At 61.6% G+C, this 23,073-nt stretch carries 16 protein-coding genes; 9 read left to right on the forward strand and 7 right to left on the reverse strand.

The features are described from left to right. Positions 1-153: 153 nt before the first annotated feature. Positions 154-915 (reverse strand): matrixin family metalloprotease, encoded by a 762-nt coding sequence (locus NG895_RS06160; RefSeq protein WP_252851591.1) that lies wholly within the window; start codon positions 913-915, stop codon positions 154-156. A 322-nt stretch (positions 916-1,237) separates the two neighbouring features. Between NG895_RS06160 and alaS the strand changes: the two genes are divergently transcribed. Together alaS and NG895_RS06170 are read left to right on the forward strand one after the other, a co-directional pair. After that, the gene (alaS, locus tag NG895_RS06165) at positions 1,238-4,069 is read left to right on the forward strand and encodes an alanine--tRNA ligase (RefSeq protein ID WP_252851592.1); all 2,832 of its coding nucleotides are present in this window, start codon (positions 1,238-1,240) and stop codon (positions 4,067-4,069) included. A gap of 309 nt (positions 4,070-4,378) precedes the next feature. Next, positions 4,379-4,828 (forward strand): hypothetical protein, encoded by a 450-nt coding sequence (locus NG895_RS06170; RefSeq protein ID WP_252851593.1) that lies wholly within the window; start codon positions 4,379-4,381, stop codon positions 4,826-4,828. On the opposite strand, the gene NG895_RS06175 is transcribed toward NG895_RS06170, so the two are convergent. Further along, the gene (locus NG895_RS06175) at positions 4,788-6,458 is read right to left on the reverse strand and encodes an endo-1,4-beta-xylanase (RefSeq protein ID WP_252851594.1); all 1,671 of its coding nucleotides are present in this window, start codon (positions 6,456-6,458) and stop codon (positions 4,788-4,790) included. The genes NG895_RS06170 and NG895_RS06175 overlap by 41 nt on opposite strands. Here NG895_RS06175 and NG895_RS06180 point away from each other — a divergent pair. Then, on the forward strand, positions 6,457-7,350 hold the full coding sequence (locus NG895_RS06180; protein WP_252851595.1) for a phosphoribosylaminoimidazolesuccinocarboxamide synthase: 894 nt from the start codon (positions 6,457-6,459) through the stop codon (positions 7,348-7,350). The genes NG895_RS06175 and NG895_RS06180 overlap by 2 nt on opposite strands. 32 nt (positions 7,351-7,382) lie before the next feature. Here NG895_RS06180 and NG895_RS06185 read toward each other — a convergent pair whose 3' ends face one another. Further along, the gene (locus NG895_RS06185) at positions 7,383-8,054 is read right to left on the reverse strand and encodes a hypothetical protein (protein ID WP_252851596.1); all 672 of its coding nucleotides are present in this window, start codon (positions 8,052-8,054) and stop codon (positions 7,383-7,385) included. A gap of 29 nt (positions 8,055-8,083) precedes the next feature. Continuing rightward, positions 8,084-8,731 carry a hypothetical protein gene (locus tag NG895_RS06190; RefSeq protein WP_252851597.1) on the reverse strand — a complete coding sequence of 216 codons (648 nt, stop codon included), beginning with the start codon at positions 8,729-8,731 and terminating at the stop codon, positions 8,084-8,086. Positions 8,732-8,873: 142 nt separating this feature from the next. On the opposite strand from NG895_RS06190, the gene aroC reads away from it, so the two are divergent. Further along, positions 8,874-10,013 carry a chorismate synthase gene (gene aroC, locus NG895_RS06195; protein ID WP_252851598.1) on the forward strand — a complete coding sequence of 380 codons (1,140 nt, stop codon included), beginning with the start codon at positions 8,874-8,876 and terminating at the stop codon, positions 10,011-10,013. A gap of 74 nt (positions 10,014-10,087) precedes the next feature. Further along, complete coding sequence (locus NG895_RS06200; RefSeq protein ID WP_252851599.1) at positions 10,088-11,293, forward strand: hypothetical protein; 1,206 nt, start codon at positions 10,088-10,090, stop codon at positions 11,291-11,293. A gap of 116 nt (positions 11,294-11,409) precedes the next feature. Here NG895_RS06200 and NG895_RS06205 read toward each other — a convergent pair whose 3' ends face one another. Further along, positions 11,410-13,350 (reverse strand): mucoidy inhibitor MuiA family protein, encoded by a 1,941-nt coding sequence (locus NG895_RS06205; RefSeq protein WP_252851600.1) that lies wholly within the window; start codon positions 13,348-13,350, stop codon positions 11,410-11,412. A gap of 152 nt (positions 13,351-13,502) precedes the next feature. Between NG895_RS06205 and NG895_RS06210 the strand changes: the two genes are divergently transcribed. After that, positions 13,503-16,232, forward strand: a complete 2,730-nt coding sequence (locus NG895_RS06210) for a cation-translocating P-type ATPase (protein WP_252851601.1) — start codon at positions 13,503-13,505, stop codon at positions 16,230-16,232. Positions 16,233-16,328: 96 nt separating this feature from the next. Beyond that, positions 16,329-16,745, forward strand: coding sequence for a hypothetical protein (locus NG895_RS06215; RefSeq protein ID WP_252851602.1), 417 nt, complete (start codon positions 16,329-16,331; stop codon positions 16,743-16,745). On the opposite strand, the gene NG895_RS06220 is transcribed toward NG895_RS06215, so the two are convergent. Both NG895_RS06220 and NG895_RS06225 read right to left on the reverse strand, forming a co-directional pair. Next, entirely contained in the window at positions 16,742-17,692 is a 951-nt protein-coding gene (locus NG895_RS06220; RefSeq protein WP_252851603.1) for a universal stress protein, read from the reverse strand. The genes NG895_RS06215 and NG895_RS06220 overlap by 4 nt on opposite strands. A gap of 179 nt (positions 17,693-17,871) precedes the next feature. Then, complete coding sequence (locus NG895_RS06225; RefSeq protein WP_252851604.1) at positions 17,872-19,926, reverse strand: hypothetical protein; 2,055 nt, start codon at positions 19,924-19,926, stop codon at positions 17,872-17,874. Positions 19,927-20,308: 382 nt separating this feature from the next. Here NG895_RS06225 and guaB point away from each other — a divergent pair, with 382 nt between their 5' ends. Then, the gene (gene guaB / locus NG895_RS06230) at positions 20,309-21,805 is read left to right on the forward strand and encodes an IMP dehydrogenase (RefSeq protein ID WP_252851605.1); all 1,497 of its coding nucleotides are present in this window, start codon (positions 20,309-20,311) and stop codon (positions 21,803-21,805) included. After that, complete coding sequence (locus tag NG895_RS06235; RefSeq protein WP_252851606.1) at positions 21,738-23,033, forward strand: hypothetical protein; 1,296 nt, start codon at positions 21,738-21,740, stop codon at positions 23,031-23,033. The genes guaB and NG895_RS06235 overlap by 68 nt, the downstream gene beginning before the upstream one ends. Positions 23,034-23,073: the final 40 nt, after the last annotated feature.

Below are 23,073 nucleotides of genomic sequence, written 5' to 3' on the forward strand. Positions count from 1 at the left end.
TGAGGTGGTCGGCTACTTTTCTTTTCATTTTGCTTGTGTAACCGGGAGGAACCCCGTGGGAATGTCGCCAGATTTTTGGGTATGTACGCTTGTGCTTTGCTGGCTGGTTTGGGACGCGCGGAGCGCCCGCTAACGCGGCGCGCGCCTGAACCTCTAGGTTCGTCGTATTCTGAAGACGAGCCCCGCCACGAGCGCCATGGCCACCAGCGCGAGCGACGTGGGTTCGGGAACCTGCAGTAGTGGAGTGACGCTGCCGCTGCCTGCGCCGTAGATGCTTTGGATGGCGGCGATGTCGTCGGGTTCCAAGTCGCCGCTGCCAGGCCCGGTGTACCGTTTGAAGATCCAGTACATGTTGGCCCCTACCTCGCCGGTGTGGGTTAGCCCCAGGGCGTGGCCCACTTCGTGGATTGTCGCACCCAGGATGTCGGGCTCGCGGATGGTGCCTACCAGGGACCAGGGATCACCATGGTCGAAGTCGACGTCGCCGCTGACTTTGGTCGTGCCCGGAAAACGGGCTCGAGCCTTGGTGGTGGGGTCGCCGTCGGGTGGGTCGGGACCGTTGATCAGCAGGTGACGAAAGCGAAGCGTGCCGAACTCCATGGAGTAGGCATAGCTGAGCCCGTCGTCGGGCACTTCGGTGAAATGTAGCGGCGCGTATCGGGCCCATACACTGAGCGCCTCCTCGATGGCGGTGCGAATCTGCGACTCGGGCACCGGATTCCCTTCAGGATCCAACAGTCCACCGTCGAACATGTTCTGGTAGCTGTAGGTCAGATAGACCGGGGCACCCGGGCTCTCCTGAGGCCAGCCAGGGCGAGTGGTGCCGTAGGCGGACGCCCGCTCCGCAACCAGCACGCCGCAGCACAGCAGCAGGCAAGACAATTTGCTGATACGGGGAATCGCTAAGTAGGCCATCGACGCTACACCACCAGGAGACGAAACGGGGGAACACGAATCGCCCGCGTTCAGGGGGCGAGTCGTCCGGTTGAACCACGTTTCACTGGCGAGAAATCGGGGTGCAGGGGGAAGGGGAAGCGAACCCAGGGCCCGTTGGCCCGGGTCACCGTTGTAGATTATGGGCCGAATCCCTCCACGTTGCAACGATTTTGCCTGCCCTGCCGAGAAGGCCCGAAGTGCGTTATTATTCAGGGTTTAGCGAAAATCCAACGGTCCTTACCGGCGGCACGTAGGTCGCCAGTGGTTGGCCCCTGAACTCACTCTCACGTCCCTATTAGCGATGAAAACTGACGAACTTCGCGAAAAGTACCTGTCGTTCTTCGAGACCAAGGGCCATACCCGCGTGGCCAGCGACGTGCTGGTGCCGACCTGGGACCCCAGCGTGCTGTTTACCCCGGCGGGGATGAACCAGTTCAAGGACCATTTTTTGGGCAAGGTGAAGCTCGACTTCACGCGGGCGACCACCTGCCAGAAATGCATGCGCACGGGCGACATCGACAACGTGGGCCGCACGCCGCGGCATCACACATTCTTCGAGATGCTGGGCAACTTCTCGTTCGGCGACTACTTCAAGGACGAGGCCATTCACTGGGCCTGGGAGTTCCTGACCGACAAGAAGTGGCTCGGTTTGCCCCCCGAGACCCTGAGTGTCACCGTTTACAAGGACGACCAGCAGGCTGCCGACATCTGGCACGAGAAGATCGGAGTGCCCACCAGCCGCATCAGCTACGAAGAAGAGGACGAGAACTTTTGGCCGGCCAGCGCGCCGAGCCAGGGCCCCGACGGTGTTTGTGGGCCCTGTAGCGAGATTTACTACACCGCTCCAGGCCGCGAGGCCCTGGAGATCTGGAACCTGGTGTTCACGCAGTTCAACCGCGTGGGCGATCCGCCGGACAACCTCCGCCCGCTGCCATCGAAGAATATCGACACCGGCATGGGGCTCGAACGCACGGCCGCGGCGCTGCAAGACGTGGAGACCAACTTCCACATCGACATCCTGATGCCGATTGTTCAGGCAGCGGCCGAGGTGTGTGGTGTGAAATACGAATACCACAGCGAAAACGGCCGCCGGCTCCGCCGCATCACGGATCACGTCCGCGCTTGCACCTTCGCGGTGCATGAGAACGTGTATCCGGGGGCCAACAAGGAAAAGTACGTCGTCAAACGCTTGCTGCGTCGCGCGGTGCTCGACGGCCACCAGATCGGACTCCGTGATCCGTTCCTCTGCAAGATCGTGCCGACCGTGGTCGAAATGATGGCCGGCACCTATCCCGAGTTGAAGGAGACCACCGAGCGCGTCGCTGGCGTGATCGAGAAAGAAGAAGCCAATTTCTTTGCCACGATCGATGGCGGGCTCAATCGTATCGAGCAGTCTTTCGACGAAATGCGCAAGGAAAACCGCACCACCGTGGATGGTCACGTAGCGGCCGACTTGTACCAGACGTTCGGCGTGCCGCCGGAGTTGTTCGAGTCGCTGGCGGCCGAGCACAACCTGGCGTTCGACTGGGACGGTTACGAGCAGGCTATGTTGGAGCACGGCGAAGCGTCGGGCAAGTTGACCCATACTGTGATGGGCTCGAAGGGACCGATCGACTCGCTCAAGCAGGTTCACCACAAGACCGATTTTCTTGGTTACGACGTCACGGAGGCCTCGGCCACGGTGCTGGGCATTATTGCCGGCAAGGCGCCCAACGATCACTTGTGCGACAAGATGGAGGAGATTGGCCACGAGGATCCCGTGCGGATCGTGCTCGACAAGACACCGTTCTATGGCGAGAGCGGTGGGCAGGTGGGCGATGTAGGCAAGTTGATGGGCGCGGGTTTCGAGTTCGATGTGATCGACACGCAGAAGGATGGCGAGCTGTTCGTCCATATCGGTCACTTGAAGAGTGGCGTCATGAGCGAGGGCGACACGGTGCAGGCCGCAGTCGACACTGGGCGCCGCGACGCAATTCGCCGCGCCCACTCGGCAACGCACTTGCTGCACCATGCCTTGCGCAAGCACCTGGGCGACCACGCGCAGCAGCAGGGTTCGAAGGTGGAAGCCGACTGGCTGCGGTTCGACTTCACGAACCTCAGCCCCGTGACGCCCGAGCAGCTCGCGGCGATTACCGAAGATGTGACGTCCGACGTTGCCACGGCGGCCGAGGTAAAGTGGGAGACCCTGCCACTGGCCGAGGCCCGCAAGCAGGGCGCGATGATGCTATTTGGCGAAAAGTACCCCGACCCCGTGCGGATGGTGTCGATGGGCCCGCTCTCTGCAGGTACCAACAGCCGCGAATTATGTGGCGGCACGCACCTGACCAACACCAAGCAGGTGGGAGCGTTCGAAATCATCAGCGAAGAAGGGGTCTCGGCCGGCACCCGGCGTATCGTGGCGCTTACGGGCCAGCGGGCCGAGCAGCAGGTGGTCGAAACCACCACGGCACTCGACAAGACCGCCAAGCTGCTCTCCTGTGCTGCGAGCCAGGTTCCCGAGGCCGTCACCGCGCTACTCGCCGAGCAACGTTCGCTGAAGAAGCTGCTTTCCAGCGGTGGTGCGGCCAGCGACGAACCCGGCCCGAAGCTTTCGAGTCCCACCGACCAACTGTCCTATCAGCAAGCGAAAATTACGCTCACCGAAGCGGGACGTCTGCTATCGGTGGCGCCGCTCGCGGTGCCCGAGCGGGTGGAGTCGCTGCTGTCGGAGGTCGAGTCGATGAAGCGGCAACTGGCCGAACGCGACGCAGCGGGACCGCTTTCGGCCGACAAATTGTTGGAATCGGCCACCAAGATTGGCGCAACCACGGTGGTGGTCGCCGAGACGCCCGGCGCGCCGCAAAACCTGATGCGCCAGCTCATCGACCAGCTCCGCGCCAAAGAGGACAGCGTGGCTGTGCTGCTGGCTGCCCGCGAGGGAGACGAAAAGGTAACCCTGATCGCCGGCATTTCGAAAGACTTGCAGCAGGCGAAGGTGAGCGCAGGCAAGTGGATTGGGCCGGTGGCCAAGACGCTTGGCGGTGGTGGTGGCGGTCGTCCCGACATGGCCCAAGCGGGTGGTAAACAACCTGAGAAACTACCTGAGGCACTTGAGGTGGCGTTGAAGACCATCAAAGAAATGATCGACGCTTAGGGGTGCGGAGTGCGTTGCGTACTTCACCCTCTAGAGGGATGCAATTCGTCGCCGGTAGAGTTCGCGAGAGCTGCTAGCTGGCGCGTTTCCGCTTTTGTGTTTTTCGAGCTTGCATTCCTAGCAAAGGCCGTCATAAGATGAAGGCGCAGGCGGCGTTGATGGACACCTGAAGAGATTCGATTGCTTTTCTTTCCGCCTGCTGGTGGCAACCAGTTTCCCGTGACTGGTCGGCCGGTGGTTGAGCGGGTGCTTGTGTAGCCCCCACTGGCAAGGCCGCCATTCGATCCCCATACGATGGAGCGTCAGCCTATGAATGGCACAGAGAGCGGTTTTCAGATTGATGTGAGTCGCGGCCCCAACTGGGTATTCCTGCGGCTCAGTCCAGGCGAGTCGGGCACCACGGTCAACGAGCAGCAGTTATCCGATGACTTGTGGAACGTGGTGTCGCGTCATCTGGTGTATCGCGTGGTCTTGGAGTTCGGACCCCAGTTCAAGTCCCTCACCCCAATGGTGATCGCGCAGCTCGATGCTTTTCGCACCCGTCTCGAATCGCACGATGGTGCGTTGCGCGTGTGTGGTCTCAACAAGAAGTCAGCCGATACGTTGGCTTCGTACTGCGCGGAGTCGAAGCTCCGCTCGCGGTTGACCAGCCACTCGTCTGTTGCTTGCGCCGTGTTCGGAACCGAAGATACGGAAGCCGACCACAAGGCAGAAGAAGTCACGCAAGATACTGCTTACGAAGCGCTGCGAGTGCATTGAGCACCGGCTTGGGTTGGTCTTGATCATCGAACAGGCCGGCCCCAGGGAATTCTGCGCCTTTGTCGGAAAGCTGATTCCACACCACTACCTGGACGCAGTTCTTGGCCAGCAGCGGCGGCAAATAACGCTCGACCCACTCCGCGCGAGTGTGCGAGTGGCCGCCGTCAGCTTGCTTGTCTTTGCTGCGCCGGGTGTCGATGGTGAGCATCAGGAACAGTGGCAGTTCGAACAGACCCCATTGATCGACCAGCCGGCTGAAGGCCAGGGCAGGCCGTGGCGCCGTGGCCAGTGGCTGCGAGCCAATGTTCAGCTCCAGGCCCAGCCCCGATACGCCCAGATCGGCCCGCACCAGGGCGTCGGCGAAATGCATCGGTGCGAGGTCCGTTTGCTGTGTGGCCATGTACTCGGCCCACGGTTGATCGAAACTCACCACGATGGGCGTCCGCTGATCGAGATCGCGAATCGTATGAATGGCCGACGCCACGACCTGCAGGCGGTCTTCATCCCCAAGTGACAGCACGCGAGGACGATTCATCCGCGCTGCCACATGCCACAGGTGCACCTTGCTGCGGTAGCGCTTCACGGTGTGGCGGACGTGGTCGAGCATGAAACTCGACAGCGTGTCGTAGTCGCCTTCCCACAGGTAGGTCCAGTCGGGCACCCGGCGTTCGTCGAACTCCAGCAGCGGCCCGCCCACGACCTTCAGTCCGTTCTTCTGGGCCCACCGCAGTTCGTTATCGGTGTTGTCCCATTTTCGCTTGCCCTCGCTGGCTTCGATGTCACGCCACGACATCGGCAGGCTCACCAGATTGAAGGTCTCGGTGACCGACTCGCGGAGGTCTTCGTCCGGCAATTCGCCACTCAGGTCGACCCCCAGCAGCGTGTTCAGCGGGGCGTTGCGTGTCCGCATGCCGAGCGCCTGCTCGGCGTACACCGCGGCCAGGCGTTCGCCAGCGGCCACTGCTAGCTCGATGGCCTGGTTGGCTTCGGTGGCGGCCGTGTCGGGTTCGTGCTGCCGCGACGCCGCCCGGGCGAAATGCCGCGTGGCGGCGAGCACCTCCTCGTCCAGGTCGGGCGGCACAATCAGTCCCAGTTGTCGCCACGCTTCCAGCTGATTCCGCAGTCGATGCACCAGCCCTCGGGCCAGTTCCACTTCCAGGAAGTAGGGGGTGTCACGCTCCATAAGCGTGGAGGTCGACAGTAGCATCTCCCCCCGGTCGCCCACCAACCAGGGTACGCAGACCGTGCCCGAGTCGCTTTCCGCCCGCTGAATGACCAGCTGTTTCTCAGAGACAAAGACGCTCGAGAACCAGGGAAGCTCCTCAAACCCGATCATGTGGACGCGCGTCGGGTCGAGACTCTCGAGTCGGCTACCGTCATGTACAAACAGTCGCATCAGTCCCATGACGGTGCGGACCTTTGGTGAGCGTGAGCCGCCGCGGCTGGCCGGAGCGGAAGGGTTGTTGACACTGAGCCGACCGGCAGGAGGGGCAGCAGTCTCCAACGCTTTGCGGCGAATAATCCAGTTTAGTTGACACCCGCGGTCCGAGGCAAGCACTCTGCCTGCCGCCCCGACAACGCTATACTTGGTGCCTGCCGCAAATCCCCCCTGGAAGCCGGAGACGGACATGCACTCCACCCCCCTAATCGACACCCAGCTGGCAGATATTCCCGCGCGGCACGGTAAGGTCCGCGATGTTTACGACCTGGGAGAGCACCTGCTGCTGGTGGCCACCGACAGGATCAGCGCCTTCGATTGGGTGCTACCAACCGGCATCCCCGATAAGGGCCGCGTGCTAACCGGAGTGAGCCAATTCTGGTTCGACCAACTGGACACTCCCCATCATCTGGTGACCACCGAAGTCGACCAGATGCCGCTGCCCGACGGGGTCGACCGCGAGGTACTTCGCGGCCGGGTGATGCTTACCAAGAAGGCTCAAGTGGTCCCAATGGAATGCGTGGTGCGGGGCTACCTGGCAGGCTCGGGTTGGAAAGAGTACCAGCAGTCGGGCACCGTGTGCGGTGTGCAGCTACCCTCTGGCCTGGTGGAGAGCGATCGGTTACCCGAACCGATCTTCACCCCCGCCACCAAGGCCGAGATGGGCGAGCACGACGAGAACATTTCCTTCGAGCGGATGGCCGCTGAGATCGGCACCGAGCTGGCCGAAGAATTGAAGGCCCGCAGCATCGAGCTTTTCAACAAGGGCTCGGCCCACGCCGAGAAGTGTGGACTGCTGTTGGCCGACACCAAGTACGAGTTCGGCCATGCCGACGGCGAACTGATTCTGATCGACGAAGTGATGACCCCTGACAGCTCGCGCTACTGGCCGGCCGACCAGTACCAACCCGGCGGCCCGCAACCATCGTTCGATAAGCAGTTCGTCCGCGACTGGCTGCTGGCCAGCGACTGGGACCGCAACAGTACGCCTCCTGAATTGCCGGAAGAGATCGTCGAGAAGACGCGCGCGAAGTACATCGAAGCCTTCGAGCGGATTAGCGGTGGTGAGTTTGCGTGGAAGTGAGGTAGGGGTGCTTGGGAGGTTCTTCCGACGAGCTACGCCTCGTCGAAAACTGCTCCTTGTTGCTCTATTGTCGGAAAGTTCTTTAGGTACTTCTCGCCAAATCCATGGTATTCAAAGTAACCCTTTTCCAGCTTCTTCCCGATCACATGCGGAGCGAACATAAGCATCAGATTTGCTGTGAGGACCAGGAAAAGCGTTCGTGGAAATTCGAAGAACGTTTCGAAGTCGATTCCGGTCCAGTCGGTTAACCGGGAACTGCTGAGTAGTAGAACGGCTAATATAGCAATGGGGACGCCAGCGACGTATCGCAGCAGATTGTGCATAGGGCAAACGTAGAAGGTCGTACAGACGGGTCGCGGTTCCTGACGCTCCATCCATACCACGATGCCTATAGCCAAAGCAACGAATGGAATTAACCATAACAGGCTGATATCAAGGGCGGTGAACACGATAAGCAGGAAAGCTCCGAGCAGGACGAACAGTATCGCGCTTGTGCCGGAGCGTGTACTCAGTCCGTTGTTGGCGGCCACATCCCACTGAGTCTTTGCCGGCCGGTTGCACTTGACGCACCGCGTCGGCAGTTGAGCCCCCTCAGGCATGCGCAGCTTTTTGTCGACGCGCACCACCGACGGATCGCCTTCGATAGCGAAGTCGGCCGGATCTAAATCCGCTTGCGGCGCAGCGAAGGGATTTTCGTCATCCATCGATTTGCTTTCGACCAGAGTCCGATTCGCTACGCCTCGTCGGCGCCTGGAAAGCTCTCCAAAAACTCTCCGCCGAATCCATGGAACATAAAGGGCTGTTGCTGATTTGGGACACAACGAAGCTGCAAACGCGCTTTTCGCGCGATCACCCTGCTGATCAAAATGCACCCAATAAATGGCAGGAGCAAATCGAGTTGCCCTGCGGCAGGAAACAGCTCGGCAAGCCACGCCTCGCCCAGGAGCAACAGCAAGCCACACCAGCCGATGGCCACGGTCAGGTACCTCAACATCCGGTGTTTGGTGCAGGTGTAGAAGCAAAACTGGGTGGCGTTGTTCGAGCGGATGACTCCGTACAGCAGGGCGATTGCCAAGACGGCCGCCACTGTGACCAACGGCTCGGCCGAGCGAGGTACGTAACTGCGAGCGACCAACATGCCGGCGACCACCAGGCCGATGGTTCCCAGCCGCATGGCAATCCACAGGCCGTAGTTCCTTACGGCCGATACCTTGGTGGGGTGAGTGGCCGGTTGATTGCAACTGAAGCACCGTGAGGGCAGCGTGGCACCTTCGTACAGCAGCAAGTGCTTGCCATCGCGTACGACGCCGACCTCTTCGAGCGGGGGCACCGTCGACTCCAGGCTGGCCTGTGGTGCGGCGTAAGGGTTTTCGTCTTCCATACCTAATATCCGGGGGAAAGCCGTTCGCAGCCCATTCTACACGCTCTTCCCGCTCGATTGCCCCCGATAGTTCAACCTTTCGCTTCCAACTATACTGGGGGTTTCCCGATTCCTGCCCTTTCACCCCCTGGCTCCTCTCAAGATGCTTCGTTACTGGACCGCTGGCGAATCGCATGGGCAGACGCTCATTGCCCTGGTTGATGGCTTCCCCGCTGGTGTGGAGCTCGATCCCAGCCAAATCGACGTGGAACTCCGCCGGCGACAGGGTGGTTACGGCCGCGGAGGCCGGCAGCGGATCGAAACCGATGAGGTGCAGATCCGCACCGGCATCTGGCACGGCACCACGCTCGGCAGTCCGCTGGTGCTGGAGGTGGCCAACCGCGACTACAAACTCGAGCGGCTGGACGATCTGCCTCGTCCCCGACCGGGACACGCCGACCTGACTGGCTCGATGAAGTACCTGGGATCGATCCGCGGCATCCTCGAACGCTCCAGCGCCCGCGAGACAGCCGTCCGTGTGGCGGCCGGCGGGCTGGCCAAGCAGTTGTTGGCGCCGTTCGGCATCACCGCCCTTGGTTACGTCACCGAACTCGGCGGCGAGCGAATCGATCCGATCGATGGCGACTACGAAACCCTGAAGGCCGCGCGGGATGCAAGCGAGATCTACTCGCTCAATCCCGAGAAGGACGCCGACATCAAGAAGCTAATCGACGAAACCCGCAAGGCGGGCGACACGTTGGGCGGCGTGATGGAAGTTCGCGTCGACGGACTGCCGTTCGGCCTGGGCACGCACGCCCAGTGGGATCGCAAGCTTGACGGCCGACTGGCGCAGGCGGTGATGGCGGTGCAAGCCATCAAAGGCGTCGAGATCGGCATGGGCTTTGAAGCCGCGCGGCTGCCGGGCTCGAAAGTACACGATCCCATCCTCTACGACGAGTCGCAGAAGGACTCGCCGAACATGGGTTACGTCCGTCCCAGTAACAACGCGGGTGGGCTCGAAGGCGGTATGACCAATGGCATGCCGCTGGTGGTGCGGGCGGCCAAGAAGCCGATCAGCACTCTGGCCAAGCCGCTGGAGTCGATTAACCTCGACACCAAGCAGCCCGACGCGGCCAGCTACGAGCGGAGCGACGTCTGCGCGGTGCCCGCTGCTAGCGTGATTGTGGAAAACGTGGTTGCATTCGAGATCGCCGCCGCCCTGGTCGATAAGTTTGGAGGGGATAGCTTGCCAGAGATGCAAGCTCGCTACGAACTCTTCCAGAAAATGGCCCGGGAGAGGTAGGGGGACACCTCGGCGACCGCTCGCGGTTTAGCCATTGGACATCCGCCTGCCTGCACGCCCGTGGCTCGCAGGGCATGCTTCAATCGAATCAACGCCGAATGTGCCGCGTGGTGTTTTTGGCCGGCTGCATTCTGCCCACGCTAGCAGTGATGGCGTGGGCCACCTATCAGCGGCTTCCCACCACGGCCGATTCCCGCCTGGCGGTAGTCGAGCGAATGCTCGGCATGCGAGTCGATGCTAGCTCGGTCGATACGCCGCTGCCCGGCGTGGTGCGGTGCCGCGATCTGCAGTTGGCGAACGTCGAGACCGGCGAGGTGGTGCTCACCGCCGCGGTGGCCCATGTGCATACCGAAGGCCCGACGCCCCGCGTGCGGCTGTCGGGCGTGAGCCTGGCTGAGGGTGAACTGTCGCACCTGGCAACGTCGCTGCATCGCACGCTGGAGGTCGATTGGCCGGGAAGCGTCCGGGTGGAGCTGGCCAACGTAGCCTGGCAAGAGAACGCTCACCCCTCCGCCAGAGAACTGCTCGCCGGTCAGTTGCTGGTGATCACGCTGGAGAGCACTCAGCAGCAAGGCGAGATCACGGGACGCCGCTGCGTGATCGAAACCAACGCGGCAGGTCCCCGCATCGAGGTGCTTCGCAACCGTCAAGTCACCCCGCCCGCAACGCGCGTGGTGCTCGATACGGCCGGACAGCAGGTGCCGGCCGATTGGCTGGTGTCGCTTGGGGCGCTGGTGGTCGAAGGGGGAGAGCAGGCCACCTTTGCTGGCCAGGCGTCCATCGTCCGCTCCGCAGACCGAACCAGTGGCACGCTGTCGGGCGAACTCGCCGGCGTGGCGCTCGCCCAGGCGCTCAGCATTCCGCTAGACACCGTCGGCAACCTGCAGAACCTGAACGTCTACTGGCAGGACGGCCGGATCACCTCGGCCGAGGGCGACCTCGTGGCCGAATCGGGCTCGATGCCAGGCGTGTTCGCGCGGACGATCGAATACTATTTGTATCGGGGTACACCTCAACCGGGGAGCCAGGCGGCAGACACGGCCACGGTAAAGTTTGGCTGGCTGGGCGCGAGGTTTCGTCTGCGGGAAGACTCTCTTACCCTCTGGCCGCTGGCCAACGCCGAGTTCGGCGCATGTGTGCTGGATAGTGAGTCGCAGGTGCTGTTCGGCCGCCCGTTGTACTACGCACCGGTCAGCGACGTCGGCACGGTGCTCACGCACTTTGGTGGCGACCGTGGCGTGGAAGTCTCGGCCCGGCTGCCAAGAGCCTTACGGCGCTAAGAGGATTGCCCTGGTCGCACCCTTGCCCGATCCGAGCCACGGATCTGCACGGATGAGACACCGAACCGCATTGAGTACTGTGTCCATCCGCGCTGATCCGGTGCGGAACACTCGGGCTATTGCTTGGCCGGCAAACCGACGATCGACAACTGCTTGTCGTATTCGATTTGCATCGTGTACTTCATCACGAAGCGGTCGACACCCGTGGCGCCGGCCGGCACTTCGACATCCCAGCGGAGCATCCCCTCTTCGAGGCCACGTTGTTGGTACGCGCGGTCTTCGCTCACGGGCTTGTCGCTCTTCAGCAGCGTAATCGTGATGTCGGCTTCGCCAGCGGTGGGCATGCGGTCGAGCAGCCGGACCTTGGCTGGGTCGGAGCCGAAGTTCTCGATGGTCAATTCGTACGTGAAGTCGACCACGCGGTTGCCGCCCTGAATCCGCTCGACCTTGTCGACCAACTCACGCGTAGTGCGTAGCGACGAATCGATGCCCAGGCCCACACCGAATTGCTCGCCGACGCTCACGGTGGGCACTTCGCCGCGACCGACGAATTCGTCGCCCAGGAACGTGGAGGCGGGGCCTGCCAGCAGCACTTCGTTGCTGGTGTTCGAGGCGCGGGCCTCTTCGTAGACGTTGGTAGTAAGCACGGGAATAGCTAGCCGATAGAAGTTGGCCGCCAGCGGATGGGCCGCAATTTGGATCAGCTGCCGGTCGCTACGACTGGGCAGCGTCATGCGGCTGGCCAGGCGATAACTCACGCTGACCCCCTCACCTTCGACTTGTTGCCGGTCTTCCGGCTTTTTGATCTCGATGCGGGCCGTGTTGTAGTCGAGAATCTGCATCTTCTGAGCAACTTCGTTCAGAAACCGATCGGCCGATTCGCGATCGCTCGCTGCCCAGCGGGCATCTACCTGCCCGCCGAATCCGCCCCCAGAAAAATCTGTGGCCGCACCTTGTTGAGCATTGGATTGAACGGCGGTGTTGGCGGTGGGGCTGCCGAACAAGTCATCTGCCGCCTGGTTGGGGGACGAGCTGCGATTGATGGCGTTGCCACGTACCTGAGCCAGCTGTTCGCGCTGTTGCTCCAGGGCTTGCTTGGCTTGCTTGTAGTTCTTTGCGCCGGCGACCATCTGAGCCGCCCCTTCGGCTTGCTCGCGGCCGAGCTTCACGACCAGGGGATCGAGCGACGGGGCCTGCGCAACTAGTGAGGGCGAGGCGGTGGAGAGTGTCATTTCGACGTCGGTCCAATCTTCGCCGCTCATTTGCTGGATCGAGGCGTTGTATTCCACCTGCACCTTGTCGCGATCGTTGGTGGCGCGGAGGTTGTAAGATGGCGACCACGTGGCGTTGGTTACCAAGTAGCTGAGCTTCATCCCTGCGCCGTCGGCCTGCGCCACGTTCACGAACACTACCGCCTCGCGCAAGGTCTGGGCCGAACCGGCGGCCACGGTACTTCGCTTGCGCTGCAGCACTTCGAGTTGTCGCTGCAGGTCACGAATCGCCTTGTTGGTTTCCAGTTGGTTGGCCGCGATGTTGCTCCGCTGTTCGAAGTTGAAGCTGGTCAGTTCCTTGAGCGTTTCGGCGTTGAGCACGCCGTTCTTCAGCTCTCGATCGGCCGTGACGGTTGTGAATTGCTCGAGCTTGTTAAGGTATTGCTGCTGCTCGTTGAGCAGTTGCTGCTCGCGCTGGACGGCGGTCACCTCGTCTTGGACGTCCTGGATCTCTTGGTCCAGTTCACGGACTTCCTTGCGAACATCCAGCTCCATGGGCCGCACCCGGTAGCGGACCGAGCGAATCTCGACCCCATCTCGCGGCTCGGCGTACAGACTGCCGGGCAGCACGTTCTGCGGCAGATCGGTAACCACCACTTCGGCCAGCCCGGACACTTCGGCCAAATCGACCGTGCGCGTTACCAAGGCCTGCCCTTGATAGACCGTTACGGCAGAAACTTTGCCTTCGGCCACCAAGGCCGCGTCGTCGACCGCGTCGTCGGCCTGAGCTGCGGGTAGGGCTGCCAGCACCAGGATGACACTGAGACTCAGCAAGCTTCTGTTCATGACAAGTTCCTCATGATTTGAGTAGGGGGAGACCGCTGCACGGATGTTCGACGCCAATGCTGGGGGCGGAGTTCCAACAGATTGTGTCCGGAGTTGTTGGAATTCTATAATGCCAATAGCTGTTCGCTTGATGCACAGCTGGTTATCGCATGGTGGCTCCCAAGCACAAGACGCCTCGACACAACTGGCACGCGGCGACAATTGCCGAGGTGCGGGGGACTCTAGGTATCCAGCATTTGGGGCTCACGTCCGACCAGGCCGAAGAGCGGTTGCAGAAGTTCGGCCCCAATCGACTGCCCCAGGCTCGCCCCACGCCCATTTGGCAGATTGCGTTCAGGCAGTTCGCCAGCCCTCTGATTCTCATCCTTATCGTGGCGGCCGTTGTGTCGCTTGCCACGCACCCCGACGAGCCAACCGACGCGGCTTTCATCGCCATGGTGTTGGTGCTCAATGCGCTGATTGGCGGTTTCCAGGAATGGAAAGCCGAACGCAACACCCGGGCACTGCAGCAACTGCTGCAGGTCCGCGCCACGGTGCTGCGCGATGGAGAGATGTGCGAGGTGGACGGCGAGGAGGTCGTGCCGGGAGATGTGGTATGGCTGGAGTCCGGCAATCGCGTAGCGGCAGATTTGCGTTTGTCGGAGTCGCATGGTTTGGAGATTGACGAATCGTTGCTCACCGGCGAGTCGCTGCCAGTCTCCAAGGATGCCGACGGCGTGTTCGAAGCGGCGACACCGATGGCCGATCGTCGCAACATGGCTTATGCGGGTTCGATGGTGCAGCGGGGCCGGGCCGAAGGCGTTGTGGTTGCCACCGGCGCTCAGACCGCTGTTGGCCAGTTGGCCCTGGATATCACCAGCAAAACGGGCGGCCGGCCGCCGCTGCTGGATCGCATGGCCGATTTTACGCGGGTCGTGGCCTGGAGCATGGTCGTTGCGGTGATCGTGATTGCCACGCTGGGGGTACTATGGCGAGGTTACGACGTAACCGATGTGTTCATGTTCGCCGTAGCGCTGGCGGTTTCGGCCATTCCCGAAGGACTGCCGGTCGCTCTGACCGTGGCGCTGGCGGTGGCTACAACGCGGATGGCGAAGCGTGGGGTGATCGTGCGACGGCTGGCGGCCGTCGAGGGGCTTGGTAGCTGCACGTTGATCGCTAGCGACAAGACCGGCACGCTGACCTGCAACGAACTGACCGTTCGCACCATCGAACTGGCGGACCGCCGCCAACTGGAGGTTTCCGGCGAGGGATTCGCTCCCGCAGGCGAGGTGCTGGACCGTGGCCGGCCGGTGCAAGCCAGTGCGGACCCTGCGCTGAAGCTGCTGGCACGCACGGCCGTGCTGTGCAACGAAAGCGACCTGTATGAGCGCGACGGATCGTGGGTCTGGCGCGGCGATCCTACCGACATCGCGCTGTTGAGCATGGCTCACAAATTGGGAGTAGTTCGCGCCGCGCTGCTGTCCGAGGCACCGTTGGTTAACGATATCCCGTTCGAGGCCGAGAGGCAGTTTGCGGCCACCTTCAACCGCCTGGAGGGAGGCGTCGTAGCCAGCGTGAAGGGAGCACCCGAGCGGGTGCTACCCATGTGCGCGATGGACGATTCGGAGCAATCGGTGTTGCTGGATCGGGCTGCTGGCTTGGCCGAATTGGGCTACCGCGTGCTCGCACTGGCGACTGGGCCTGTATCCAACATGGATGAGTCGTCGGTCCCCTCGGAGCCGGCTGGTCTCGAGTTTGTAGGCTTTGTGGGCATGATCGACCCGTTGAGGTCTGGCGCTCGCGAAGCGGTCGCAGCGTGCCGTGCGGCTGGCATCGAAGTTAGCATGATTACGGGCGATCATCCGGTGACTGCACTGACTATCGCTCGGCAGCTCGACCTGGCCATCGGGCCCGACCAGGTTGTTGCGGGAAGCGAGTTGAACGACCGCACGCCTGTAGAGTTGCAGGACCTGGTGCGGCGGGTGCGAGTCTTTGCGCGGACCACACCACGACAAAAGCTCGACCTGGTCGAGGCGGCCCGAGCGGCAGGGCACTACGTAGCGGTTACGGGCGACGGGGTAAACGACGCGCCGGCCCTGCAGCAGGCGAATATCGGTGTGGCCATGGGGCGCAGCGGAACGGACGTGGCCCGCGAGGCGGCCGAACTGGTCGTGACCGACGACAACTTTGCCACCATCGTGGCCGGCATCGAGGAAGGCCGAATTGCCTACGACAACGTTCGCAATGTGATTTACCTGCTCATCTCCACCGGCGCCGCTGAGGTCGTACTGTTGGGGCTCGCCATCCTGAGCGGCTGGCCCTCGGCAGCGAGCGGGGCCGCGATCCTGCCGCTACTGCCCGCGCAGCTGTTGTGGCTCAATTTGGTGACCAATGGCATTCAGGACGTGGCGCTGGCATTTGAACCGGGCGAGTCGGGCGTGCTGCGGCGGCGACCGCGGCCCCCGGGCGAGCCCATCTTCAACCGCTTGATGATCGAGCGAACCATCCTGGCGGCCGTGACGATGGCCGTGGTGGCCTTTGCCGCATTCAGTTACATGATCGAAGTGGCCGGCTGGAGCGAATTCGAAGCCCGCAATGCACTCCTGTTGCTGATGGTGCTATTCGAGATTGTGCATATCGGCAATTGTCGGTCGGAGACGACCTCCGCCCTGCGCAAGCCACTTTGGTCGAATCCACTGCTCTTGGCTGGTTCCGCCCTGGCAATGGGCCTGCACGTGCTGGCCATGCACTGGCCTGCCACTCAACAGGTGCTGGGCATCGCTCCGGTCTCGCTACAGCAGAGCTCGACGCTCATCGCTCTGGCGTTCAGCGTTCTGGTGGTAATGGAACTGCATAAATGGTGGCGTCGGCGGCATCCGCTGGACATCGCAGGGCGGGGCTGAGAAGAAACTGGGAACTTTCAAGATCGGCAGCTCGTCAATTGCGTGTCGCTGCAATACTGGAACCTCAGACTTTCCATAAATCGAAGGATCCCAACCATGTTTCGCTCTTGTATGGCTGGCCTGTTGCTCTGTTCGGTGATCGTCGGATGTGGGCCCGTTGGGGGAATGCCCAGCCCGGGAGATAACTATCCGCCGGTGGAAGAGGCCGACTTGATTGGCAAGAAGTGCACCAACCGCACGGGGCAAGACGATGGGGCTTTCAAATGGTCGTTCGAAAAGGACCGCTTCGTGCTGGAGGGAACGGACATTCCGCCCGACCTGTTGCTGGTACTGCTGGGCGAAGACGCAACGGCGGAGAAGATCGAGGGGACTTGGGAAATCGACGACAGTGAGAATATCCACTTCTTCGTCGAGACCGACCAACCAAAGGACCAGCCCCGCGAATCGAAGCTGCACATCTTCTTCACCGGTGTAATCCGCATTCAGACAGACGACGCTCAGTATGTGTTCTAAGCGGTCTCCGCTGGCCGCATCGTCAACAGCGAGCAGTCAAGGTTCGGCAATAGTCGCTGTGCCGTGGATCCGAAGAACATGCTGGACATTCCGCCCTGGGTTACGGTGCCCAGCATCAATACGTCGATGTCGAGTTCCTTGGTTTGCCGGAAGACGACATCGCTGGCGATGCCTTCCTCGAGGTGCGTGACCATCTTGGGAGACAGAGCGGCGGCATCCTCCCGCGCGGCGATTTCGTCGAGCTTGGCTCGCGCCTTACTGACAGCTTCGTCGTACGCGGCGTTCACCTCATCGTCTGACACTGCACTGAATTGCAGGAAGGGTCGTTTCATTGGTTCCACGACGTGCGTGACGTGCAGCTCGGCTTTGAAGAGCCTGGCCAGGCGAATGGCCAAATCGAGCAAACGATTGCACACCGGTGTGAAATTGGTGCCAAGCAAAATGCGATCGACCGTGGGATTAGGACGCTGCTTGATCACGCCTACCGGGCAAGGGCTTTGGGCGATGAGCGAGATGGCCGTGCTGCCAACCAAGATGCTCCCCAGCATGCCGTGCCCGCGGTTGCCAATGAGTACGATATCGGGTTTTGTTTCGTTGACGTACTTGAGCAATTCAACTCGAGGCCGGCCCAGCAGAACTTCGCTGTCGGCCTTGATCCCTGCCTTGGCGGCCGCATCCACATGATGCCGGAGTGCCTCTTCGGCTGAACTTACCACGGTCTCTTCGTCTGCTTGCGACTTGGCGATCAGTCGCTGTGTCTTTTCGTCGAGGTCGAGTACCGCCACAAAGTGAAGCTTCGCTGGATCCTCGCGATGCGCATCGAGAGCCTGGGCTAAGTGAATGGCTCGTTCGCAGGCAAATTGGGATGGCGTTTCCCCTTCGGGATTTGCCCGCCAGTCGCCACGAGACAAATCGACACCGACAAGAATGTTGTACCATTGGGGCATGATGCACTCACGAGAAGAAGCTAAGGCGAAGTGGGTGCTAATAATTCTCCGCAAGCGGCAGTCGTTGGCAAGTCCAGTCCCTGGTGGCCAACAAAAAAAGGTAGCGTTCCTGCTTGAGAAAGCAGGAACGCTACCCGGTGAATTTATGCGACAGTTAGCGGAAGCAGTTGGCTAACTAACTATTTCTTGCCACCTTTGTTGCCACCACCGCCGCCGCCGCCGCCGCGGTTGCCACCGCCGCCGCGATTTCCGCCACGGTTGCCCTGGTTGCCGCCACGGTTGGAGTTGCCACGGGCCTCGCCGCCACCGCGATTGCCACCACGGTTGGGGTTGCCACGGGCCTCGCCGCCACCGCGATTTCCACCACGGTTGGAGTTGCCACGAGCTTCGCCGCCACCGCGATTGCCACCCGCGTTGGAGTTACCACGAGCTTCGCCGCCACCGCGATTGCCACCCGCGTTGCCCCGCGTTTCAGGCGTTGGGCCACGACGGATTGGGTCGTTGCCGCGCGCTTCGCGGCCCCGATCGATGGGTTGCTGGGGAGGTCTCGTCGTGCGGCGGATATCCTCACTGCGGGTCTCTCGCATGCGATCTCGCTGCTCGACTTTCATGTCTTGGATCCGCTCTCGCTGTCGATCTTGCTGATCCTGAAACTCTTCGACCTGTCGTCGCTGCTGTTTGCGAGAATCGTCCACACGCCGCTGGAAGTCGTCCCGCTGGCGGCCGGCTTGCTCGCGGAGGTTCCGCTCCTCGTTGCGATTGTCGAGGTTATAGCGCATCACACGCTGCTGGTATCGCTCGTGCTGTGCACGTGCTTTGAGACGCAGATCTTCCGCAGCAGAGGAAGATTGCAGGTTGAACGTCGACGGCTTGTAGCTGCCGGGGGCGTTGGCATTCGGCCCAATCCGACGACCATCGTCATCGCTGTTGCGAGTGAGTTGAGCACGGGACGGGCCGCGTTGCTTCGACTCGAATTCGGAACGAGCGTTGCGGAATTGCTGCATCTTCTGCGAGCGATCCATGGCGTCGCGGCGTTCGTTGTCCGTTAGCTTACGGAAGTTGCTGTTCCAGCGGTCCCGGCGACCATCACGATCGTCACGCCGATCCTGGTCGATGCTTTGCTTGAGCTGATCGACCGAACCAACAAGCCTCATCGAATCGTTGTCGTTGGGGCCACGATCGCGGAAATCATCGCCACGGCGTCGGTCGTAGTCGAAGCGGTTCTTCCAGTCGTTGCTATTGCGGCCGTATTGCCACGAATAATATCCGTACATCGGGCTGTAGAAGCCCCGCCGGCTGTTGTCGTACCAGGGTCGGTAGCGGTCGCGAGAGCCGTAGCCGCGTCCGTAGTAGTAGAAGCCTCGGTTATTGTCGATGAACAGCGACGACAACAGCAGGGCCGTGTTCACAACGCGGTTCGGCGTGTAGGCATAGCCGGCGCCGTAGCGGTAGCCACCATTCCAGTACACGGGGGCGTACAGCAATCCACGACGCTGCAGCGGATAGTCCCAGTAACCATTGACCAGCACTGCACCGCGGGGCGTGTAGACGTAGTGATCGGGCACCCACATCCAATCTTGTTGGCCAGGGTACCAGTAGCCAGGACGCCAGGAATAACGCTGTTGTTCCCAAACCCAGCAACCGGGGATCCAAAAGTAGTCGTCGCTGGGGGCGGCGGTCGAGGGACCTTGTTCGAGCGTCTCGGGCGGCAACGGCAGGTAATCGACCTGCTGTGCCGTGACGTCGCTCCAGAAGCCGCTGATCCACACGTAGCCACCCTCGACCTCGGCCCAGTGACCAGGAGTCCAGGCACGCCCCGGCGGGATGCTGCGCCAAACGCCGCTTACCCACACAAAGTCGTTCTTTTCATCGAGCCAGGACCAATAGCCAGGTATCCACTCCACGTTCTCGCCGTCAGGGCGGTATTCGGGCGGGGTTTCGTCGACGGGTTGAGGCGGCTCCTTGGCAATCACTTCGCCTTCGTCGGCAGACGCCGAGATGGGTTCGGCAAACGCCTCATGCACTGGACCTTCTTCCAGCACCTGGGCTTCTTCCGCCTGCGTGGCCACAAACTGGACCGGCACCCGGGAGGTAGCGGTGTTGGTCGACAGGGGAACGCTCGCCAAGCGAGGCTCGGCAGTGGAGTCGCTGAGCCTTTTCAGCGAGACCAGCACAGAGGTCTCGCCCGGCAGGACATCAGGAGCGGCCGTCTGCCCGAGGGCGATTGGCGCCATGATTAAGGACAAAGTGGTGGCAGTAATTCGACGCAATGACCAGCGGGGGGCAACTGGACAGTTCATTCTGGGACCTCGTTGGGGGGGCTCGGTTCCGATAGGAGCAGGCAACGGCCGGAGTGGTCCCCGCGAAGCGTTTCACGGGAATCCGCTCGCCGTTTGTGACACCACTATCCGTAATGCAAAGCCGGTGCCCGAATCGGAATTGACGGGTGAATGGACCCGTTTTTTGGGTTTCTCGGCATGTGGCGGCCGTCGCTCTACCAATTCTATGAGCGTGCGTGTCTTTCGGTCTGGCGCGCTGGCCGCCCGCCGGTCACTTGCCAGAGTCCCTCAAGAGTCGGCAAAATGGCGGATTACCCCAAACCCAGCGGAGTGCCCGATGACCAGTGCCGACAAGATCGCCATCACCGGACTAACGTTTGACGACGTGCTGATCCAGCCTCGCTACAGCGAGGTCGTGCCCAGTCAGGTGGATGTATCCACCCAGCTAACCCGCCGCATCCAACTGAACGTGCCGTTGCTCTCCTCGCCCATGGACACGGTGACCGAGCACCGCATGGCGATCGGTCTGGCCCAGGTGGGTGGTTTGGGCGTGATTCACAAGAATCTTCCCATCGAGGCCCAGACCGAAGAAGTCGACAAGGTGAAGCGGTCGGCCAATGGCATTATCGTCGACCCCGTTACATTGCCGCCCGATGCTAGCGTTGCCACTGCCCGCAGCACCATGGGGCAGTCGAACGTATCCGGCGTGCCGATCACCAAGCCCGATGGCACGCTGGTGGGCATCCTGACGCGTCGCGACATGCGTTTTCTCGAAGGCGACGACCTGCCCATAGCGGACGTAATGACCAAGGAGGGGCTCGTCACTGCCACCGGGACTGTGACGCTTGAAGAAGCTGAGAAGATTTTGATGGCAAAAAAGGTCGAGAAACTTCTGCTGGTTGACGAAGATTACAGACTGACAGGCCTGATTACCATCAAAGACATTGACATGATGCGGCGCTTCCCCCACGCGGTGAAGGACGCACAAGGTCGATTGCGGGTGGGCGCGGCCGTGGGCGTGTTCGATTTCGACCGCGTCGAGAGTCTGATCGGCAAGGAAGTCGACTTCCTGGTGGTCGACAGCGCACACGGTCACTCGGGCAACGTGATTGAAACCGTAAAGCAGATTAAGAGCCAATACGACATCGACGTCGTGGCGGGCAACGTGGCGACCTACGAGGGGTGTCGCGACCTGGTCGAAGCCGGTGCCGATGCGGTGAAGATTGGCATTGGTCCGGGATCGATTTGCACCACGCGAATCATCTCGGGCATTGGTGTACCGCAGGTTACCGCCATCAGCGAGGCGGCGCGGGCCGCCGAAGGGTCGGGCGCGACCATCATCGCCGACGGAGGAATTCGCTACTCGGGAGACATAACCAAAGCCCTGGCCGCGGGAGCCCATGTCGTGATGGTTGGCGGATTGCTGGCCGGTTTGGACGAAAGCCCCGGGCAGCGTGTACTGTACCAGGGACGCACCTATAAGGCATATCGCGGCATGGGGTCGCTGGGGGCCATGGTGCACGGATCGAAGGAAAGATATCGCCAGTCCGACGTTGAAGACGACGGAAACGGCAACGGCAAATTGGTGCCGGAGGGAGTTGAGGGAAGAGTGCCATACAAGGGTCCGCTGGGGCCATTCGTCTACCAGTTAGTAGGCGGATTGCGAGCCGGCATGGGGTACTGTGGCACCAGGACCATCGCCGAGTTGCGTAAGGAAACGCAATTCGTCCGGGTTACACCGGCAAGTGTTAGGGAGAGCCATCCGCATGACATCGCCATCACGCAAGAAGCACCAAACTACACCACCGAATACCACGGCGGGGAATCAAACTGACCTCGCCCGGTTGGATGTGCTGGTGGGGCCTGAGGGCCTCGCCGGGGTGGACGACGGTGCGGAGTCGTCCTTTGTCCTGCGTCGCTCTTCTTTCGATGACACCACCTGGTTGCCCGCGGCGTTGCTTGCCACGCTGGTTCTGCTGGTAACCGCTCTGCAGTCTTTCGGTGGCGAACCCGCCCAGCTCCAGTGGCGATCGCGCACGCCTGCAGCTCAGCCCGCTTCCAATCTCAAGCAGCCGGTGCGTCGCGTCGCAACCCGGCCACACAGCGACCGCGGCTATAGCGTCGTGCAGGTGGCCTACGAGGAGATTGAATCGCCTTCGGTCAGCGTGTCTGGCGCGGCCCGTTTGAAGAGCGTGGTAGTCCATCCGCGCGATCGTCGGTTCGATGGTCCGCAGTTTTCGAACCACGTTGCCCAGAACCCATTCGAAGACGACGAAATTAGCCGCGAACTCAATCGCCCGTACGGTCGAGACGAACCGCAACCCAGCGACTTGCCGGAGTTGAACCTCGACGAGCTGCCCCAGCCCACCGAGCCGGAGCTGCTGGAAGAAGTGCCGGATTCGAGCATGCCGGTACAGGATCAAAGTGCTCCAGATGACGACCAGCTATTTCCACCCATCCGCGAGCCGGGTGAATCGAATTTGGATCTCGACCCGGACCTGGAAGAGTCAGCTGTCGAACAAAAAATCATCTCCGATGTGTCCGAACTGAAGCCTAACGATCAACAACTGTATGAAGAAGCGCTCGAGAAGGCTGGCCAAGCCTGTGGCGAAGCTCGCGAGCGGGTGTTCTCCGACCTCATCACGGATATCGATCTGAACATCAATCAGAGTGGTCTGGAAGGCTGGAACTATCCGTTCGAATGCCAACTGGACGACGGACGTGCTTACGCGCCTCGCAGTTGGCCCGAGGTTACCTACATGTGGAAGGCGGCTGCCAATTGCCACAAGCCGCTGTACTTCGAGCAGGTGCAACTTGAGCGGTATGGCCACTCGTGGGGACCTTGTGTTCAGCCGCTGGTCTCGGGTGCTCACTTCTTCACCCGACTGCCGGTACTGCCGTACTGCATGGGCATCACGCCGCCGAACGAGTGCCTGTATCCTTTGGGCTACTACCGACCGGGCAACTGTGCTCCGTACATGATTCCGGCGGTGCCTTTCACCTGGCGGGCTGCAGCGTTCCAAGCAGGGGCCACCGTCGGCACCGCGGCGATCCTGCCGTAAGCCTGACCTAGGCCGACACACACCAGCTTGGGGTCTGCTA

Source organism: Aeoliella straminimaris, assembly GCF_024054565.1.
Classification (GTDB): Bacteria; Planctomycetota; Planctomycetia; order Pirellulales; family Lacipirellulaceae; genus Aeoliella; species Aeoliella straminimaris.

Bases quoted from the DNA above. Each gene is read 5' to 3' on its own strand.
- NG895_RS06235 (WP_252851606.1), top strand. From the start codon at position 21,738: ATGACATCGCCATCACGCAAGAAGCACCAAACTACACCACCGAATACC.
- NG895_RS06200 (WP_252851599.1), top strand. From the start codon at position 10,088: ATGCTTCAATCGAATCAACGCCGAATGTGCCGCGTGGTGTTTTTGGCC.
- NG895_RS06175 (WP_252851594.1), bottom strand. From the start codon at position 6,458: ATGTCCGTCTCCGGCTTCCAGGGGGGATTTGCGGCAGGCACCAAGTAT.
- NG895_RS06160 (WP_252851591.1), bottom strand. From the start codon at position 915: ATGGCCTACTTAGCGATTCCCCGTATCAGCAAATTGTCTTGCCTGCTG.
- NG895_RS06185 (WP_252851596.1), bottom strand. From the start codon at position 8,054: ATGGATGACGAAAATCCCTTCGCTGCGCCGCAAGCGGATTTAGATCCG.
- alaS (WP_252851592.1), top strand. From the start codon at position 1,238: ATGAAAACTGACGAACTTCGCGAAAAGTACCTGTCGTTCTTCGAGACC.
- NG895_RS06170 (WP_252851593.1), top strand. From the start codon at position 4,379: ATGAATGGCACAGAGAGCGGTTTTCAGATTGATGTGAGTCGCGGCCCC.
- NG895_RS06180 (WP_252851595.1), top strand. From the start codon at position 6,457: ATGCACTCCACCCCCCTAATCGACACCCAGCTGGCAGATATTCCCGCG.
- aroC (WP_252851598.1), top strand. From the start codon at position 8,874: ATGCTTCGTTACTGGACCGCTGGCGAATCGCATGGGCAGACGCTCATT.
- NG895_RS06205 (WP_252851600.1), bottom strand. From the start codon at position 13,350: ATGAACAGAAGCTTGCTGAGTCTCAGTGTCATCCTGGTGCTGGCAGCC.
- NG895_RS06190 (WP_252851597.1), bottom strand. From the start codon at position 8,731: ATGGAAGACGAAAACCCTTACGCCGCACCACAGGCCAGCCTGGAGTCG.
- NG895_RS06225 (WP_252851604.1), bottom strand. From the start codon at position 19,926: ATGGCGCCAATCGCCCTCGGGCAGACGGCCGCTCCTGATGTCCTGCCG.
- NG895_RS06220 (WP_252851603.1), bottom strand. From the start codon at position 17,692: ATGCCCCAATGGTACAACATTCTTGTCGGTGTCGATTTGTCTCGTGGC.
- guaB (WP_252851605.1), top strand. From the start codon at position 20,309: ATGACCAGTGCCGACAAGATCGCCATCACCGGACTAACGTTTGACGAC.
- NG895_RS06215 (WP_252851602.1), top strand. From the start codon at position 16,329: ATGTTTCGCTCTTGTATGGCTGGCCTGTTGCTCTGTTCGGTGATCGTC.